The sequence below is a fragment of the Devosia sp. Soil_C_22 genome, assembly GCF_057657195.1.
Map to the genome: position 1 here is coordinate 2579938 of NZ_JBDGIY010000001.1, position 17349 is coordinate 2597286.

The following is a 17349-nucleotide window of genomic DNA, read 5'->3' on the forward strand; positions in this document are numbered from 1 at the left end:
TTGGCGGCGAGGTGTCCCGGTGGGAAGAGCCAAATAGCCCCATCTGCTCGTTAATTGGTCGGCCCGCCGCGCCGGCGCCTACGGCCCGCACAGCACCTCGTTGACGTCGCTCACCGTCAGCCCCGGTTCCGGCCCGCCCGAAACGACGTAGATGTCCTCGCCCACCGCCGCGACCCCGAGCCCATGCCGCGCCGTCGGCATCGGCGCCAGCGCCGTCCACGTGCCCGTGGCCGGGTCGAACGCCTCCGCCTCGGCGAAGGTGTGGCCATCCGCCCCGCCGACCTCGCCGCCGAACACCACGATCCTGCCGTCCTGCACCGCCGCGCCGATCCCGCTGCGGCCGGTCGGCAGGGGCGCCAAATCCGTCCACGCATCAGCCGCCGGGTCGTACATCTCCGCCGCATCGAGCAGAAACGTCGTCTCATCCCGCCCGCCAATGGCGTACAGCTTCCCGTCATGCGCCGCCGCCGCGAGATGATTGCGCGGCACGGCCATCGCCGCCGCTTCGGCCCAGCTGTCGGTCGCCGGATCGTAGACCTCGTGCGTCGCGACGCTCCCCTCCGCCGTCCCGCCAATCGCATGGATCCGGCTATCGAGCACCGCCACCGCCAGCGCCCCGCGCGCCGTCGGCATCGGCGCGCCATCGCTCAGCGTCCCCGTTGCCAGATCGATCACCCGCAGCCGGTCGGTCGGCGCGTTCCGCGGCCCGCCATAGCCGCCGACCACATAGAGCTTGCCGTCCACCACCGCGAGCCCGGCATGGTGCACCGCCTCATCGAGTTGGCCCGCCGCCGCCCACGCATCCGCCGCCAGATCGTAGCGATAGACGGTCAGCCGGTCGGTCGCCTCGTCCATCGCCATGCCGCCGGCAACATACACCGCCTGCCCGTCGCTCGCCGCGGCCACCTCGGTGCGCTGCGCCGGCAACGGCGCCGCCACCCGCCACGTCCCCGGCGCACACTCCTGCGCCACCGCCAGGCCCGGCAGCATCAGCACGGCCACGATCATCCACCGCATCAGGGCCTCCTTTTCGGCAAGCCTCGAACCTGCGCCACGAACCCGGCCACGATGTGACCGCCGGAAACGCCCGCCGCTGTTCACATTCCGTTCGCGCGTTGCTATATCTGGTGGCAACCACACGAACACTGACAGATTCTGGCAGCGCACCTATCTATGGTGCTCGCTACCGAACCTGCGTCCGCCCAGAGAGCCCGTCATGCCCGCCAAGAAGCCCGCCAGCACCGAGTCCAGCTTCTCCATCGACGACTTCATCGGCGAGATCGAGAAGGCCGAGGAACAGCGGCTGTCGAAGGCCCTCCCGCAGGAGCGGCTCAAGAACAAGCGCGCCCTCGACAACGCCGCCCGCCGCGCCGCCGAAGCCAACGGCACGGGCATCCAGCCGCTCAAGCCGCAACCCTTGGTGAAGAAGGCTGAAGGCCCCCTAGCCACCGAAAAGCCGAAGAAGTCCGCCCGCTCCGCCGCCACCGGCATGCAGCTGAAAGCCCCCAAGTCCAAGGCCAACTCCGTCGAACGCCCGGACTTCGGCGGCATGGGCGAGTCCGACCAGGCCGGCTTCGGCCACGCCCCGTCCGGCCGCATGACCGCCCGCGACATCTCCCGCGAAGCCGCCAAGGACCCCGAGGTCATGGAGCAGCTGCGCGGCGCGCTCGAGACCGCCAAGTCGAAGCGCTCGTCGCGCGTCACCAAGAACATGCCCGGCCAGTCGCTTGCCGGCGCGCAGACCGTCGGCATCTCGGCCACCGTGAAGGCGCTCGAGGATATCATCCTGCACGGTCGCAAGGAGGTCGAGGGCAACACCGAGTGGAAGCCCCACCGCCCCGCCCCGCGTGCCAAGTCGGAAGGCGGCATCCCGTTCAAGCTCGTCACGCCGTACGAGCCGCGCGGCGACCAGCCCACCGCCATCGCCGAGCTGGTCGAGGGCGTCGACAATGGCGAGACCGACCAGGTCCTGCTCGGCGTCACCGGCTCGGGCAAGACCTACACCATGGCGCAGACCATCATGCGCACCCAGCGCCCCGCCCTCATCCTCGCGCCCAACAAGACTCTGGCCGCCCAGCTCTATGGCGAGATGAAGAGCTTCTTCCCCGACAACGCCGTCGAGTACTTCGTCTCCTACTACGACTACTACCAGCCCGAGGCTTACGTCCCGCGCACCGACACCTATATCGAGAAGGAATCGACCATCAACGAGCAGATCGACCGCATGCGCCACGCCGCCACGCGCGCGCTGCTCGAACGCGACGACGTCATCATCGTCGCGTCGGTGAGCTGCATCTACGGCATCGGCTCGGTCGAGGACTACACCGCCATGACGCTCGACGTCCGCAAGGGCCAGAAGCTCGACCAGCGCGAATTCCTCCGCGCCCTCGCCCAGCTGCAATACAAGCGCGGCGAGGCCGGCTTCACCCGCGGCACCTTCCGGGTCCGAGGCGACACGGTCGAGCTGTTCCCCGCCCACTATGAGGATGCCGCCTGGCGCATCACCCTGTTCGGCAACGAGATCGAGTCGATCGCCGAGTTCGATCCGCTCACCGGCAAGAAAGCGTCCGACCTCCTCTCGGTCCGCATCTTCGCCAACTCGCACTATGTCACGCCGCGCGCCACCCTCACCGGCGCCATCAAGGAGATCCGCAAGGAGCTCGCCGCGCGCCTGCAGGAGTTGAACGGCGCCGGCCGCTTCCTCGAGGCCCAGCGCCTCGAGCAGCGCTGCCTGTTCGATCTCGAGATGATGGAAGCCACCGGCTCCTGCGCCGGCATCGAGAACTATTCGCGCTACTTCTCCGGCCGCAAGGCCGGCGAGCCGCCCCCGACTTTGTTCGAATACCTGCCCGACAATGCGCTGGTCTTCATCGACGAAAGCCACGTCACCGTCGGCCAGCTCGGCGCCATGTATCGCGGCGACCTGCGCCGCAAGGCGACCCTCGCCGAATACGGCTTCCGCCTGCCCTCGGCCATGGACAACCGCCCGCTCCGCTTCGAGGAGTGGAACGCCATGCGCCCGCAGACCGTCTATGTCAGCGCCACCCCCGGCGCCTGGGAGATGGAGCAGGCCAACGGCGTCTTCGCCGAGCAGGTCATCCGCCCCACCGGCCTCATCGACCCGCCCGTCGAGATCCGCCCGGCCAAGAACCAGGTCGACGACGTCGTCGACGAGATCCACCAGGTCACCCGCGCCGGCTACCGCACCCTCGTCACCGTGCTGACCAAACGCATGGCCGAGGACCTCACCGAGTATCTCCACGAGCAGGGTATCCGTGTCCGCTACATGCACAGCGACATCGACACCATCGAGCGCATCGAGATCATCCGCGACCTCCGCCTCGGCGCCTTCGACGTCCTCGTCGGCATCAACCTCCTGCGCGAAGGCCTCGACATCCCCGAATGCGGCTTCGTCGCGATCCTCGACGCCGACAAGGAAGGTTTTTTGCGCTCGGAAACCTCCCTGATCCAGACCATCGGCCGCGCCGCCCGCAACGTCGACGGCAAGGTCATCCTCTACGCCGACAACGTCACCGGCTCCATGGACCGCGCCATGGCGGAGACGTCACGCCGCCGCGAGAAACAGGTCGCCTACAACGAGGCCAACGGCATCACCCCGCAATCGGTGAAGTCGAACATCAAGGAGATCGTCGACAGCGTCTACGAGCAGGACCACGTCACCATCAGCATCGGCAAGGACAAGTCCGGCAAGGAAAAGGTCCAGGCCGGCGCCAACCTCGCCGCCGTCCTCAAGGACCTCGAACGCGAAATGCGCGAAGCCGCCACGAACCTGGAGTTCGAGAAGGCAGCGCGGCTCCGCGACGAGATCAAGCGGCTGCGGGAGATGGAGCTGGATGTGCTGGAGGGGGAGCGGGCGGAGTAGTCGGGCCAACGCCCAAATTGTCATTCGACGTACCGGTTTGGCACGAGATGGATAAGACGTAGCGCCAGCAATTTTCTTCGCCACATTGCGAAGTCGCATGCTAGCTAGAAACTTACTAAAGGGGGACACCGTGGCCGAACTCGCATCGCAGCCAACTTCGATCCAGTCTCTTTACGGCTGGTATTCCGAGAATAAGCTATTTGTAAACCGCCGCTATCAGCGAAAGCTGGTTTGGACTCTTGTAGAAAAACAGCGACTAATAGAGTCGCTGATGAAGAAATATCCAATTCCGGCCATTCTTATTGCCGAACGCGGTGACGGGTCATATGAAATCATCGACGGACTGCAGCGACTGCATGCGATTGTCTCGTTCATAGAGGGAGCATTTACGTCGATTGACGGAGCTATTTTTAATCTAGAGTTCTTCACTACTGCAAAGGGACGGCAAGATGCTGGAGAATTCGTCCCTATCGAGGCCGAGAAGGTTCTCGCGCAGAAGGAGGTCTCAACGATACTAGATTATTCACTTGCCCTCTCTGTGATGAGAGGTGCAAGCGAAGACGAGATCGATGATGTCTTCGGCCGAATTAACACCTACGGCCATCGCTTAAGCGACCAAGAGCGCCGACAAGCCGGGGTTCAGAACGAGTTCTCCGAACTCGTTAGGCGGCTGGCGTCCACGCTGCGTGGAGACGCTACCTCGGATGTCCTCTCGCTTCATCAGATGCCTAGCATCAGCATCGACCTACCGATGGCCAAGCATGGCTATGAGGTTAAGGCCGAAGAGGTCTTTTGGGTCAGCCATGGGATACTACGCTCGACCGATCTCCGTGACAGTATGGACGAGCAGTGCATAGCAGATATCGCAGCCTGCATAATATCCGGGAACATCATCCAACGTTCGAAGGATGCATTGGATGAGATATATACTAGAGGTAGCTCGTCTGCCGAGCAACTGCTTGGCGCGCTGGAGGTATATGGCGCCGAAAATTTCGCGGACGAGTTCAAATTTTGTCTCGACGAGATACTTAAGTCTTGCGCGACGCAGAAGGATGCCAAGCTGCGGGATGTCATATTCAAAAGCAAGAACACTAACCCATTTCAGTCAACTTTTGCAGCGATCATGATTGCCTTTCACGAATTGATCGTGAAGGAGGGTAAGGCGATATCAAGTTACGACGACGTGGGTAGCGCTCTGAACAATCTTTCGGAGAGGATCGACACTAGCCGAGGTTCCACGAGTCCCGAGGAACGCAGGAAGAATGTCGATACGATAAAGGGCCTCGTCTCTCCCAGCTTCTTGATCAAGGACCAGAAGGCCAAAATCTACGGCAACCATACATCTTCCGACATCGACACCGACATTCGTCGGTCGGAGATTGAACTCGCAAACTATGAGCTAAAGCAGGGTATGCTTCGACTCGACAACGCGCGAGGAGTGGACAATGAGGCCATTAGCAAAATCATGAAGACAATGTGCGCCATCGCTAATATTGGCGGCGGCGCCGACGGAAAGATCATTGTTGGGGTAACCGACAAGGATGCAGATGCGGAGAGAATAACTGAGCTCGACAAAATCGTTCCTCGCAAAGTTGGAAAGCGACATGTCGTTGGCGTTGCAAGAGAGGCCGTAGCCCTCGGCCTGTCTACAGAAGATTATTTCACGCGCTGGCGCGACGCCATTAAGCAATCAGCACTCTCGGATCCATTGAAGTCAGATATACTTTCAAGCGTTGACTATAATTCATTCTTCGGCCTAGGAGTGATCATATTCCGCGTCCCGCCCCAGAAGGATCTCTCGTTCTTTGATGGCGAGGTATATTGGAGAGATGGCGACCAGACGGTAAAGGCGGACAGCCCTCAGCAGATCGCGAATATCGCCAAACGTTTCTAGGGCGAGCGGGTGCTAGATGCCCGACTAGCGATTGGACGAAGCGGGCCTCGAGGAAGTCGTCGCGCGCCCCATGGCGGGAGAGCAATACCCTGGTGAGTGGCGCTCGCGGCGAAACTGACGATCGGTCCTCGAAGGGCGATCCAGGTAAGGTCGGCAGCTTAGGATCTAGAAATGGGCAACGCCACGGAGAACGACCCCGATGATGGCGCGTTGCGCGTCGGAACATTCATCGCGAAGTCGCTACTAGGGCTGCTCCCTGGTGGGGGTGTGGCTAGTGAACTGGTCACGTTGATTATCGGCGATCCAATGGCCCGAAAACGAGATCGCTTCTTGCAGGACATCTCTGAACGACTCGAGCGACTGGAAAGAAAGGGAACCATCAAGCTCACCGAGTTGGCCGCAGATGATCGAGTAAGCGCCGTTCTTATTCAGGCCTTGCAGGTGGCCGTCAAAAGCCACGGTGAAGAAAAGACCAGAATACTTCGCGCCTGTACGTTGACCGGAACCTGTATCCAATCAGAGCGATCCTTATCGTCGATCGTATTGAATACAGTTGATAGAATGACCGACCTACATATTTACATACTTTTGGTAACTAAAGAAGTTACCAATAAATACTCGGTCAAGCAGGTGGACCACGGGACCCTGCGTCAATTTCTCTTAGGTCGGCGCTACGGCGTTGACCATCCAATAACCGATGGATTTGCCAATAGTCACGATAAGCTTTCTGGAGTCCCAGATCCAGATCTGCCTGCCTACAGGATCGTGTTTCAAGACGTTATTCAAGCTGGTCTGTTGGATCGAGAGGTGGCCAGCGAGGACTATGGAGCAACAGGCAAAGGCCAAAGTTACAAATATTCCGTTTCGGATCTAGGCAATCTAGTCCTGCGGCACATAGATCAAGGTGAGCGCCTCGCTCGCGCGTGATCACCCTCACCCCTGCTCAATCGTCAGCGTCCCGCGATCCCGGTCCTCGATCGTCTGCAGCGGCAGGCTCAGCCGGAACTCGTCTTCCTCCGGCCGGTAGATCGCGAAGCGAAACCCCTTCTGCCGCAGCGTCTCCGCTTCCTGCGGCGTGAATTTCGGGTGGCGGGTGGTGCGGCCGTTGAGGGCAATCGTGTGCTGCGGCATGGGCGTGGTTCCGGCATGGACGGTTCGGGCCATCCACGTTAGAACAAAACAGGAACGATATCGAGTCCCGCGATGCCGCCGCCGCCGCACCTGCAGAAAAAATACCCCGGCAAGACGCACCTCTTGAAGCACGCCGCCGAGTGGGGCCAGCTGGTGATCGTCAAGTGCAACGGCTGCCGGCGCACCGCCACCTATCTCGCCGCCGACCTCGCCGAACTGCTCGATCCGGAGCAGCCGGCGCTCTGGCCGCCCTTCCCCTGCCCGCGCTGCAAGACCGACGAGTTCATCCGCGTCACACTCAACTCGCCCTATGGCGAGGACTACGGCCGCATCCTCATCCGCCGCCCCGGCCCGGTCCGCTACGTGCAAACCTGGCGTACCGTAAAACTCGGCGATCCGTAGCCACGCGGCCACGACATGGGAGCGAACCCTCCCGTGGCAGCCTCTCGCCTCTCGCCTCTCGCCCCTCGCCCCTCGCCCCTCGCCCCTCGCCCCTCGCCCCTCGCCCCTCGCCCCTCGCCCCTCGCCCCGAAGAATGCCGTCGCCCACGGCTTTGCAAATACCTCCTATTTGCATCTGCGCCCTGGTCTCACGCCTCCGCCCCCGCCATTCGCCTGCGCTCCCTGCCCTCCGCACCTTCCCTGCCCTCGCCTCTCCCTGCCCTCCCTCTCCAGTTCGCCCCAAAAGAACCACCCCGCCGCTCTTCCTGCAAATAGGTCCTATCTGCATCTGCATTTTTTATGCACCCCACTTATCCCCCTGCTTCCACACCATGCGATAGTGCCGTCGTCTTCCCGCGCGGGACGGGGTCGCGACGAACGGTCTGCGAGGAGGATGGTCGGGTGGTGTGGGGGTCGCTCCGCGCCAGGTCGAAAGCACGTCGGCACGATCCGGTTCGCCGGGGACGCCGCTATTACGCGGGGGATGGTGGATGCGCCGCCGTTTCCAAAGCTGCAGCTGCCCGGCATCGGGCGGTGGGGTGAAGGTCGGTGAGCGCGGAACTCGGCAGCCGGTCCAGCCTCAGGCAGTCGCGATGCGGCACGGGATTCGCCCGGGCCCACGTGCCATACGCCCAAAATCCCGGTCGGCCGGCGAGGCGTGAGCCTCGTTTTATCTGCGGACTACCGCGTGGGGCAAACGCCTCGCCGGCCAACGTCCCACCTTCCCCCTCCCCCGAGGCGTCCGGCCATCGGGCGCCTCCACTCGCCCTAGCTCCGACCTCCGACTTCCGACCTCCGCCCCTGCCACCTTTTCGCCACGTGCGCGTTAGGTGCTCACTGCGTTCCCGCAGCGTCACGGAGAAATTCGATGGGAATCCTCATCTCTATCCTCATTACCTTCCTCGTCGTCGTGCTCATCCTCTGGCTGGTCCAGCGCCTGCCGGTCGAGGGCCGCGTCAAGCAGATCATCCAGATCGTGGTGATCATCATCGGCATCATCGCGCTGCTGAAATACCTCGCGGTGTTCTAGGGCGCCTCACGTTCGACGCGCTTCACAAACACCGGCGTCATCCCCGCGAAGGCGGGGATCCAGTGGCCGCACGCTCGCTGACTGGGTTCCCGCCTTCGCGGGAATGACATTGTGGGTGGGCGCCGCCTGAAGTGCTCCAGGCCCGCCCCCTCCCTTCAACCGCCCGCCGCGCCTTGCTATGCTGGCGCGCGCGGGCCCCAACTGCCCGCATCTCGGGGGAATTTCGACCATGGCCAACCTGCTGGTGCTCGCCAAAGCCTATCCAACGCTGTCGCTGAAGCCGGGCAACCGGTTGATCGAGGCCGGCGAGGCGCGCGGCGACCTGTTCATCCTCACCTCCGGCCAGCTCAAGGTCGAGCGCGACGGCATCGAGATCGCCCGCATCACCGAGCCCGGCGCCCTGGTCGGCGAAATGAGCGTGCTGCTCGGCACCGATCACTCGGCCAATGTCACCGCGCTGACCCCGGTCGAGGTCCGTCACATCGAGGATGGCCTGCACTGGCTCGAGCAGAGCCCGCTCGCCGCCATCCACGTCGCCACCCTCGCCTGCCGCCGGCTCGATGCCACCAGCGCCGCTCTGGTGCAGCTCAAGAAATCCGGCCACGAGGGCAATATCTTCGATCGCCTGTTCGGCACCCTGTCCGGCGCCGATCACCGCGCCTGAGGCTTACGACGAGGTCGGCACCGCCTCGATGAACCCGCCCTCCGGCGCGTCATGCGGCACGTTCCAGCCAAAGTACACCTCGAATGCGTGGATCTGCCCGTCGCGCACCGTGGCAATCTCGGTGTTGCGCCCGCCGTGCCCGTCCGGCCCGTGCATCTCGTAGGTCACGAACACCAGCTCCCCGGCATGCGCGAGGTGGATGAACTCGAACCCGCCGCCCTGCCCCGATCCCGGCCAGCACCGCTCCCAGTAGGTCGCCCGGTCAATGCGGTTGTCGTACGGGCTGGTGAAATGGAAATCCGGCGCGAGGATCGCTTCCATCGCCGCCCGGTCTCCCGCCGCGAAGGCCGCATAGCTGCGCTTCACCAGTTCAATCGCGTCATCGCTCATCGCTCGTTCCTTCCGCTGATGCCGCCGGTAGAACTGGCCGCTGCACCACTTCGATCCGCCGGATCGTCTCCACGCTCACCGCATCCCGCGTCATAGCCGTCCGCAGCAGCCAGATCGAGGCCGCAAGAATCAGCGACGGCAGCACCACCAGCTTCACGAGATACGCCACCCCGATATCCACCGAGGCCGCGAACAACTCGCCCGCCGACGCCACTCCATCGGTCACCACCTGCGCATTGGCCGAAACCTGCGTACTCACCCAGCCGGCGAACTGCTGCGTCGCCGTCAGCGCCCCGCCGATCGCCTCGCTGGTGCCCTCGATCGTGTCGGTGAACCAGTCGAACATCCCCGGCTCGGCTGCCGGCGGCGTCGTCCCTGTGGCCGGCGGCACCGTACCTGCCGGCGGGACCGCGATCTCGCCGCCGCTCTCGGCCACAGCCGCCGCCTGATGGTGGAACGCCGCCTCCGCCTTCGTCCACGCCTCCGCCGTAACCTTGTCGCCGACAATGAACGCAACCAGGTACGCGCCCGGCAAAACCGCGCTGCCGATCAGCCCCACGAACACCAGCGCACCAGCCAGTCGCCGGAACCCGCCCGGCGCCGCCCGCCACGGCTTCAGCATCAGCATGCCCGCCGCGCCCAGCGCCAGCGCCGTCGCCCCCAGTGTTCCCACCACCGGCAGGCTCACCGCCAGAATGCCGGAGACGATCGCCAGCGCGAACAGCAGGTCCGCCATCCGCTCCAGCGTCGCGATCACCGGTTGCAGCACCTGCCCGGGGCTCGCCGTCACCGAGCCGACCACTGCGGAGGCCTGGAAATCGGCGTCCCGCGCCATGCTCATCACCGAGGTGGCGCCGCGCACGCTGGCAAAGATCGCCGTGGTCGTCACCGCCACCTCGCGATTGTACCCGCGCGCCACATCGACCAGCGGATTGGAGAGGATGAGCCCGATACCGGCGAGCAGCAGCACGATAAGCAGCGCCAACCCGTCGCGCGAGTCCCTCGGCGGAACAGGCCTTGTCTCGTCCAGCATCGTCATCCCTCAACCGGCCAACATTGGGCAACAGATAGGTGAAACCCGCCCCTGCGCCAACGCGGAAGCGGCCCGGTGGCATCCGCCTCCAGCCGGTTGGCATCGCCGGGCACGGTTTCGGGCCATGCGTTCGCTTGATACCAGCCATCAAGGCCGATGCGTTGATCTTGTCCCCGCGCTGCCCGAGCATGGCATTATGCGCAGGATGATCGACGACACCCCCACCCCCCTCCCCCTCTCGAATGGCGGCCCGCCGCTCGATGACAATCCGCGCCCATGGGGCAGCAACGGCATCGGCAATTATTTCGTCTGGTCCGCCGCCGTCGAGCGTGCCTTCAACGATGTGCCCTACGATATCGCGGTGATGCGCGCCCGCCGCGCCGAGGCGCTGGGCATCACCTATCGCGAATACACGCTCGAAATCCTGGAGCGCGGCCGCTACCTCAGCGCCGAAGCCGACGCGGAGCGTATCGCCGAGATCAAGCGCCGCCGCCCGGTCCGCTACTAAGTCGGTGGCGAGCTACTCGGACCGCCCCGCCCCCACCGGGTCATCCAGGCGAAGGCCGGGGCCATCCTGAGATAGCGCGGCACCGCCAGGTAGCGGTCGCAGCTCGCCACAAAGATGAACAAAATCTCCGCCGCACGCGAAAAAATTCTACCTAAACAAGCACTTCAGGATCCATTCAGGCACAGGCTTCTAGTTTCGCGGTCAAGGCAGTGATGCCACCACAAATGAACCAAGGAACCCGAAGATGTTTGCCAAATCGATCAAGACCGCCGTTCTCGCCACCGCCGTGCTCGTCGTCACCGCCGGCGCTTCCATGGCCGCTCAGTATGCCTGGGTCGACCAGTATTCGAAGGTCAAGAAGCACGCCGGTGCCGGCCCCAACGTGAACGAGGTCTACGATGGCCAGAAGGTCAAGATCCTCGCCAAGAACGGCAGCTGGTACAAGATCCAGATCCCGGGTCAGGATGGCTGGGTGAAGAAGCACGTGCTCGACTTCAACTACGGCCCCTTCCCCGGCCCGTTCCCGGGCTACGGTTCGGGCTACGGCGGCTCGTTCTGCATCAACGGCCAGAGCGCCTCGTTCTGCCTCAGCGGCGGTTACTGATCGCCACGCCTGCCTGCCTTGTCTGAACGGCGCCCCTGGGACCTTCCCGGGGGCGCTGTTCATTTTCGGTTCAGGAAACCCGGAGCAGGGTCCGGCCGTTTTGGGGGAAGCAACTGTTACTCCAAGGAGCTTGTCATGCCCTTCCGCCGCACCCTTCTCGGCCTCGCCGTGGCAGTGGCCACGCTAGGTGTCGCCAGCGCCGCCCAGGCCGCACCTGCTTACGCTTCCAGCACCGTCAACGTCCGTTCCGGCGCCGGCACCGGCTATGCCGTTGTCGACGTGCTTCGCCGCGGTGAACGCGTCGACGTCGACTACTGCCGGGGCAGCTGGTGCTATGTGAACAAATCCGGCCCCGATGGCTGGGTCAGCGCCAATTACCTGGCCTCCGATCGCTACGACGATGATCGCTATGGCGATGACCGTTATGACGATCGCTACGACTACGATGACGATTTCTACATCGATCGCCCGAGCTTCCGCCCGCGCTACCGGCCTTACTATCCGCGCTACAACAGCCAGGTCTGCTGGGGCGCGCCGAGTGCCTCCTTCTGCTTCCGCGACTAGCGTGTCACGTTCGAAGCGGTGAGCTTGCCGGGCGCTGCCCGCAGCCCTATCTAGGCTGCATCGCAGCGCCCGGTGATCCGCAATGGCCGAACGAAAAACCAAGCCCTATGTGAAGCTCGCCGCAACCCTCGCAAGCTTCGGCATCGCGATCTTTTTCCTCGAGCGCTTCGGCTTGTCCCAGATGCGCCAGTTCGGCACCTTCCACGTCGACGGCACGCTGCTCTCGATCATGGTGATCGCGCCGGTGGTGCTCGTCCTCGCCGGAGCTCTGGTCTTCATGATCGGCAAGATGCGGCGGCTCTAGCCGGAGGTAGAAACCCGGAAGTCGTAAGTCGGGACGAATTCCGACTTCCGGACTCCGACTTACGCCCCTATTCCACCCGCAGCCGCTCCACATCGATCCCCTGCGCCACCAGCGGTTCGCGCATGCGGCGGCCCAGGAATTCGTTGAGCCCGTAGAGCGCTACGGCCGCGACCAGCACCACGATCCCAAAACCCTGCAGGCCCTGGTCGCTCGCCACCGCGATCGCCGCGATCACGGCGGCGACGCCGCCACCGAATACGAGATACCAGCGCCGTTCCGCTTGCACCCGCAGGTTCCGCGCCGCCGACAGCAGTGGCGCATCCCCGCCCTCTCGCCGGATCGTCTGCATATAGGCCTCGACCCGCCGCTCCATCACCTGCTGCCGCTCGGCGTCACGCCGGCCACGCAGGAAATAGTTGGCCACAAGGCCGATCAGCCCCAGAACCAGCAGCACTTCGAGCACGATGAACATTGGCGGCAATCTCCGATAGGCAGGCCTGTCGCCTACCAACCATCACATGTCCCCGCTCCGCCCGCGATTCAAGAACCGCGGCCAGATCAATGCGATGGCGTCTCTTCCTCGGCGACGCTCGGCCCGGCCTTCCGCCCCAGCCTGCTGAGGCGCCGTTCGCGCGCCATCACCACCAGGCCTGCCCCCACGATGATCGTGCCGCCGATCAGCGCGATCGGATCGATCAGGTGGCCGAACACCGTGTAGCTGAGCAGGATGCCCCACGGCAGCGCAAAGTAGTTGAATGGCTGCAGCGTGCTGGCCGGCGCGCGCGACAGCGCCACCATCATCAGCGCATGCGCGACCGTCGAGGTGACCATCATGGCGCCCATCTGCAGCATCTGGATCATGTCCATCGGCTGCCAGAAGAACACGCCCACTGCCGTGGTCAGCACCAGCCCGCCCACGCCGACATAGACCATGCTGGTCGCCGTGCTGTCCTGCCGCGACACCTTCCGCGTCAGCACGATATAGCCGGCATAGCAGGCCGCGGAAAAGATCGCGAACAGCACGCCACCGTCGATCGGCAGCCCGCCGGGCCGCACGATCACCAGTGCGCCGCAAAAGCCGACCGCTACGGCGACCAGCCGGAACACGCCGACTTTCTCGCCCAGCAACGGGATCGCCAGCAGCGTCGCCATCAGCGGATAGACCAGCGTAACCGCCTGCAATTCGGCAAGCGGCACGGTCCTCAGCGCCATAGCGAAGGCCCAGATGTCGAGCACCAGCAGCAGCGCCCGCAGCCACTGCAGCAGCGGATAGCGCGAGCGGAACGCCTGCTTCAGCGGCCCCTGCCGGCTGACCAGGAACAGTGAGAACAACGCAAACGCCCAGAACCGGATCATCGCGATCTGGAACGGCGAGTGCGTCTGCACCAGCGATTTCGAAATGGCGTCCTGGATCCCGAAGATCGTGATCGCGAGCAACGTCAGGCCAATGCCCAGCGCAACATTATCGGCCCGCCGCGGAGCATCCGTAGCGGACCGGCCCACGGCCGGAGAAACCTCTGACACCAAAATCTCACAAAAGCGCGCCCCGGTCGGAACCGGGGCGCGGGAACCATCCTGTTAGGCGGACTTCGCCATGGAGTTCTTGATGGCGCCGACGATGGCTGTCAACACGCCACCGCCGACGAGACCGCCGACGCCCTGGCCGAGCAGCGAGCCGATATCGACACCGCCGGCCGCTGCCGTACCGCCCATGCTCGACAGCACATCGAGTCCGGGGATCAGCCCCGCCAATGCAGGACCGCCGACGCCGCCGATGATGCCGGCAATAATGTTGCCCACATTACCAAGATCGACGCTCTTCACGGCCTTACCCGTACCAGCACCACCGACCGCCCCGGTGATGATCTGAACGATAATTCCAACCCAATCCATGATCTTGACCCTCTATCGTTCTGGAAAGCTTATGCTTCCACCCACGTTGCGACATTATGCCCGTTTGCACAGAGTCGCTAGTCGACGGTCTTGACTACGCACTTGCTTGTAACGCCCGCCTCACGCTCACGTTTGCCGCCGGCTGCGCCAACGACTAAATTTGCCTGCCCATGATCACGCCAGCACCTGATTCCGCTCGCACGGAGCCCCGCGTCGCTCTCGTCACCGGTGCCGCCGACCGCATCGGCGCCGCCATCGCCCGCCGGCTCGCCGCCGCCGGCTGGGCCGTGCTCGTGCACTACCGCACGTCCGCCGAAAAAGCCGAAGCCCTTGCCGCAGCGATTCGCGCCGCCGGCGGCCAAGCCGCCACCGTCCAGGCCGATCTCGCCGACCGCGCCCAGCGCGCCCGCCTGATCGCCGATGCCGCAGCGCCCTTCGGTCCGCTCACCCTGCTCGTCAACAATGCCTCGCTGTTCGAACGCGACGCCGCCACCGACCTTGACGAAGCCCTGTGGGACGCCCACTTCGCCATCCATGCCGAAGCCCCGGCCTTTCTCGCGCGCGATGTCGCCACGCAGCTGCCGGACGGGGTGCAAGGCAACATCGTCAACATCATCGACGAACGCGTGCTCGACCTGTCTCCCGCCTATTTCAGCTACACGCTGTCCAAGTCCGTGCTCTGGACCATGACGCGTACCCTCGCCCAGTCGCTGGCCCCGCGCATCCGCGTCAACGCCGTCGGCCCCGGCCCCACCGTGCCGCCGCCGCACGTCACGCCCGAAGCTCACGCACGCCGCAACATCGAACTGCCGCTCGGCTATTCCGCCGATGCCGAAGCTATTGCCGATGGTGTCCTCGCCATCCTCGCCCTGCCCGCCATGACCGGCCAGATGATCGCCCTCGATGGCGGCGAGCATCTCGAATGGCCCGCCCGCCGCGGCCCCACCCCGAGGAAGAAATGACCGACACGCCCGTCTATGGCGCGGACGTCATCCGCGGCTTCGTCAAAACCCTGCCCAGCGCCCCCGGCGTCTATCGCATGCTCGATGAGGCCGGCGAGGTCATCTATGTCGGCAAGGCGCGTAGCCTGAAGGCGCGCGTCACCAATTACACGCGCCCCGAAGGCCTCGACATCCGCATCCGCCGGATGATCGACGCCACGCGCAACATGGAGTTCGTGCGCACCGAGACCGAGGCCGAAGCCCTCCTGCTCGAAGCCAACCTGATCAAGCGCCTGAAGCCCCGCTTCAACGTGCTGCTGCGCGACGATAAGAGCTTCCCCTACATCCTCATCGCCACCGAGCACGAGGCCGCTGAACTGAAGAAGCATCGCGGCGTCCGCCGCACCAAGGGCCACTATTTCGGCCCCTTCGCTTCGGCGCTGGCGGTGAAGCGAACCATCACTGCCCTGCAACGCGCCTTCCTCCTCCGCACCTGCTCGGACAGCTTCTACAAGGCCCGCACCCGGCCCTGCATGCTCTATCAGATCAAGCGCTGCTCGGGCCCCTGCACCGGCGAAATCTCCGTTCCCGACTATAACGAGCTCGTCGACGAAGCCCGCCAGTTCCTCTCCGGCAAATCCAAGTCCGTACAGGATCACCTGGCCGAGGACATGAACACCGCGGCCGAGAATCTCGATTTCGAGCGCGCCGCCCTGCTCCGCGATCGCCTCAGCGCCCTAGCCCTGGTCCAGTCGCAGGGCGATGTGGCGGCAAAAACCGTCGAGGAAGCCGACGTCTTCGCCATCTCGCACGAAGCCGGCCAGTTTTGCGTGCAGGTCTTCTTCTTCCGCGCCTTCCAGAACTGGGGCAACCACGCCTACCGCCCGCGCGCCGACGCCTCGCTGTCGGACGTCGAAGTGCTCGAAGCCTTCATCGCCCAGTTCTACGAGGACCGCTCGCCGCCAAAACAGGTCCTGCTCTCACACGCCCTGAGCGAGAACGACCTGATGGAGGAAGCCCTCTCCGCCAAGGCCGGCCACAAGGTCTCGATCCAGGTGCCGCAGCGCGGCGAAAAGAAGGACCTTGTCCAGCACGCGCTCAACAACGCCCGCGAAGCCCTCGGCCGCCAGCTTGCCGAGGGCGCGACCCAGAAAACCCTGCTCGAGGGCGTCGCCACCGCCTTCGGCCTCGACGAGCCGCCGCGCCGCATCGAGGTCTACGACAACTCGCACATCTCCGGCACCAATGCCGTCGGCGCCATGATCGTCTCGGGCGAGGAAGGCTTCAGCAAGAAGCACTATCGCACCTTCAACATCCGCTCGACCGACATCACGCCAGGCGACGATTTCGGCATGATGCGCGAGGTGCTGACCCGCCGCTTCACCCGCCTCGCCAACGAGAGCCCGGCCGACGAGATCGAGGAAGAGGGCGTGATGCCCGACTGGCCCGATGTCGTCTTCATCGACGGCGGCGCCGGCCAGCTCAATGCCGTGCGCGAAGTCATCGCCCAGCTCAACCTGCCGCGTGAGGTGACCTTCATCGGCATCGCCAAGGGCGAGGAGCGCGACGCCGGCCGCGAAAAATTCTTCATGGAAGGCCGTGACAGCTTCATGCTGCCGCACCGCGATCCCGTCCTCTACTACGTGCAGCGCCTGCGCGACGAAGCCCACCGCTTCGCCATCGGCACCCACCGCGCCAAGCGGCAGAAGGCCGCCATCACCAACCCGCTCGACGAGATCGAAGGCATTGGTCCCACGCGAAAGCGCGCCCTGCTCCAGCGCTTCGGCTCCGCCAAAGCCGTCTCCCGCGCCGCCCTCGCCGACCTCGCCGAAGTTCCCGGCGTCTCGAGCGCCCTCGCCCAGCAGATCTACGACCACTTCAACGGCAGCAACTAGCGCACCGGCCTCTCTATGATCCTCCCCCGTGAACGGGGGAGGGGGACCGCCGCAGGCGGTGGAGGCGCGACCACGCGCACCAGCCCACCTTCCCCTTGATGGGGACTGTTGACTGGGGCGCTTTTCCACCGGTGTCATCCCCCCGAAGGCGGGGACCCAGTGCTCCACGCAAGGC

19 protein-coding genes are annotated in these 17349 nt (G+C 64.4%); 12 read left to right on the top strand and 7 right to left on the bottom strand.

Features of this window, described 5'->3' with window-relative positions:
• Positions 1-78 precede the first annotated feature (78 nt).
• On the bottom strand, positions 79-1017 hold the full coding sequence (locus AC3A6I_RS12535) for a Kelch repeat-containing protein (RefSeq protein ID WP_487544051.1): 939 nt from the start codon (positions 1015-1017) through the stop codon (positions 79-81).
• Between the two features lie 376 nt (positions 1018-1393).
• Here AC3A6I_RS12535 and uvrB point away from each other — a divergent pair, with 376 nt between their 5' ends.
• The 3 genes from uvrB to AC3A6I_RS12550 all read left to right on the top strand — a co-directional run bounded on the left by uvrB (position 1394) and on the right by AC3A6I_RS12550 (position 6704).
• Positions 1394-3883, top strand: a complete 2490-nt coding sequence (gene uvrB / locus AC3A6I_RS12540) for an excinuclease ABC subunit UvrB (protein WP_487545019.1) — start codon at positions 1394-1396, stop codon at positions 3881-3883.
• 130 nt (positions 3884-4013) lie between these two features.
• A complete protein-coding gene (locus AC3A6I_RS12545; RefSeq protein WP_487544052.1) occupies positions 4014-5777 on the top strand; it encodes a GmrSD restriction endonuclease domain-containing protein in 1764 nt (587 codons plus the stop codon).
• Positions 5778-5948: 171 nt separating this feature from the next.
• On the top strand, positions 5949-6704 hold the full coding sequence (locus tag AC3A6I_RS12550; RefSeq protein WP_487544053.1) for a hypothetical protein: 756 nt from the start codon (positions 5949-5951) through the stop codon (positions 6702-6704).
• Positions 6705-6710: 6 nt separating this feature from the next.
• Here the strand turns inward: AC3A6I_RS12550 and AC3A6I_RS12555 are convergent, their stop codons facing one another.
• Positions 6711-6908, bottom strand: coding sequence for a hypothetical protein (locus AC3A6I_RS12555; RefSeq protein WP_487544054.1), 198 nt, complete (start codon positions 6906-6908; stop codon positions 6711-6713).
• Positions 6909-6980: 72 nt separating this feature from the next.
• Here AC3A6I_RS12555 and AC3A6I_RS12560 point away from each other — a divergent pair, with 72 nt between their 5' ends.
• The 3 genes from AC3A6I_RS12560 (at position 6981) to AC3A6I_RS12570 (ending at position 9042) form a co-directional block, all read left to right on the top strand.
• Positions 6981-7310 (top strand): hypothetical protein, encoded by a 330-nt coding sequence (locus tag AC3A6I_RS12560; protein WP_487544055.1) that lies wholly within the window; start codon positions 6981-6983, stop codon positions 7308-7310.
• Between the two features lie 906 nt (positions 7311-8216).
• Positions 8217-8378 carry a Thivi_2564 family membrane protein gene (locus AC3A6I_RS12565; protein ID WP_487544056.1) on the top strand — a complete coding sequence of 54 codons (162 nt, stop codon included), beginning with the start codon at positions 8217-8219 and terminating at the stop codon, positions 8376-8378.
• Positions 8379-8607: 229 nt separating this feature from the next.
• The gene (locus tag AC3A6I_RS12570; protein ID WP_487544057.1) at positions 8608-9042 is read left to right on the top strand and encodes a Crp/Fnr family transcriptional regulator; all 435 of its coding nucleotides are present in this window, start codon (positions 8608-8610) and stop codon (positions 9040-9042) included.
• A gap of 3 nt (positions 9043-9045) precedes the next feature.
• On the opposite strand, the gene AC3A6I_RS12575 is transcribed toward AC3A6I_RS12570, so the two are convergent.
• Positions 9046-9432: a nuclear transport factor 2 family protein gene (locus tag AC3A6I_RS12575; protein ID WP_487544058.1), complete on the bottom strand. Its 387-nt coding sequence runs from the start codon at positions 9430-9432 to the stop codon at positions 9046-9048.
• The gene (locus tag AC3A6I_RS12580; RefSeq protein ID WP_487544059.1) at positions 9422-10465 is read right to left on the bottom strand and encodes a hypothetical protein; all 1044 of its coding nucleotides are present in this window, start codon (positions 10463-10465) and stop codon (positions 9422-9424) included. Before AC3A6I_RS12580 ends, AC3A6I_RS12575 begins: the two co-directional genes overlap by 11 nt.
• A gap of 196 nt (positions 10466-10661) precedes the next feature.
• Between AC3A6I_RS12580 and AC3A6I_RS12585 the strand changes: the two genes are divergently transcribed.
• The 4 genes from AC3A6I_RS12585 (at position 10662) to AC3A6I_RS12600 (ending at position 12445) form a co-directional block, all read left to right on the top strand.
• Entirely contained in the window at positions 10662-10973 is a 312-nt protein-coding gene (locus AC3A6I_RS12585) for a hypothetical protein (protein WP_487544060.1), read from the top strand.
• Between the two features lie 244 nt (positions 10974-11217).
• Positions 11218-11577, top strand: coding sequence for an SH3 domain-containing protein (locus AC3A6I_RS12590; RefSeq protein ID WP_487544061.1), 360 nt, complete (start codon positions 11218-11220; stop codon positions 11575-11577).
• A 135-nt stretch (positions 11578-11712) separates the two neighbouring features.
• Positions 11713-12141, top strand: coding sequence for an SH3 domain-containing protein (locus tag AC3A6I_RS12595; protein ID WP_487544062.1), 429 nt, complete (start codon positions 11713-11715; stop codon positions 12139-12141).
• An 82-nt stretch (positions 12142-12223) separates the two neighbouring features.
• Positions 12224-12445 carry a hypothetical protein gene (locus tag AC3A6I_RS12600; protein WP_487544063.1) on the top strand — a complete coding sequence of 74 codons (222 nt, stop codon included), beginning with the start codon at positions 12224-12226 and terminating at the stop codon, positions 12443-12445.
• Positions 12446-12512: 67 nt separating this feature from the next.
• Here AC3A6I_RS12600 and AC3A6I_RS12605 read toward each other — a convergent pair whose 3' ends face one another.
• The 3 genes from AC3A6I_RS12605 to AC3A6I_RS12615 form a co-directional block, all read right to left on the bottom strand.
• On the bottom strand, positions 12513-12917 hold the full coding sequence (locus tag AC3A6I_RS12605) for a hypothetical protein (protein ID WP_487544064.1): 405 nt from the start codon (positions 12915-12917) through the stop codon (positions 12513-12515).
• Between the two features lie 86 nt (positions 12918-13003).
• A complete protein-coding gene (locus tag AC3A6I_RS12610; protein ID WP_487544065.1) occupies positions 13004-13969 on the bottom strand; it encodes a DMT family transporter in 966 nt (321 codons plus the stop codon).
• 54 nt (positions 13970-14023) lie between these two features.
• Positions 14024-14338, bottom strand: a complete 315-nt coding sequence (locus AC3A6I_RS12615) for a hypothetical protein (RefSeq protein WP_487544066.1) — start codon at positions 14336-14338, stop codon at positions 14024-14026.
• 170 nt (positions 14339-14508) lie between these two features.
• Here AC3A6I_RS12615 and AC3A6I_RS12620 point away from each other — a divergent pair, with 170 nt between their 5' ends.
• Both AC3A6I_RS12620 and uvrC read left to right on the top strand, forming a co-directional pair.
• A complete protein-coding gene (locus tag AC3A6I_RS12620) occupies positions 14509-15300 on the top strand; it encodes an SDR family oxidoreductase (RefSeq protein WP_487544067.1) in 792 nt (263 codons plus the stop codon).
• Positions 15261-17174, top strand: coding sequence for an excinuclease ABC subunit UvrC (uvrC, locus tag AC3A6I_RS12625; protein ID WP_487544068.1), 1914 nt, complete (start codon positions 15261-15263; stop codon positions 17172-17174). The genes AC3A6I_RS12620 and uvrC overlap by 40 nt, the downstream gene beginning before the upstream one ends.
• The last annotated feature ends 175 nt before the right edge of the window (positions 17175-17349 follow it).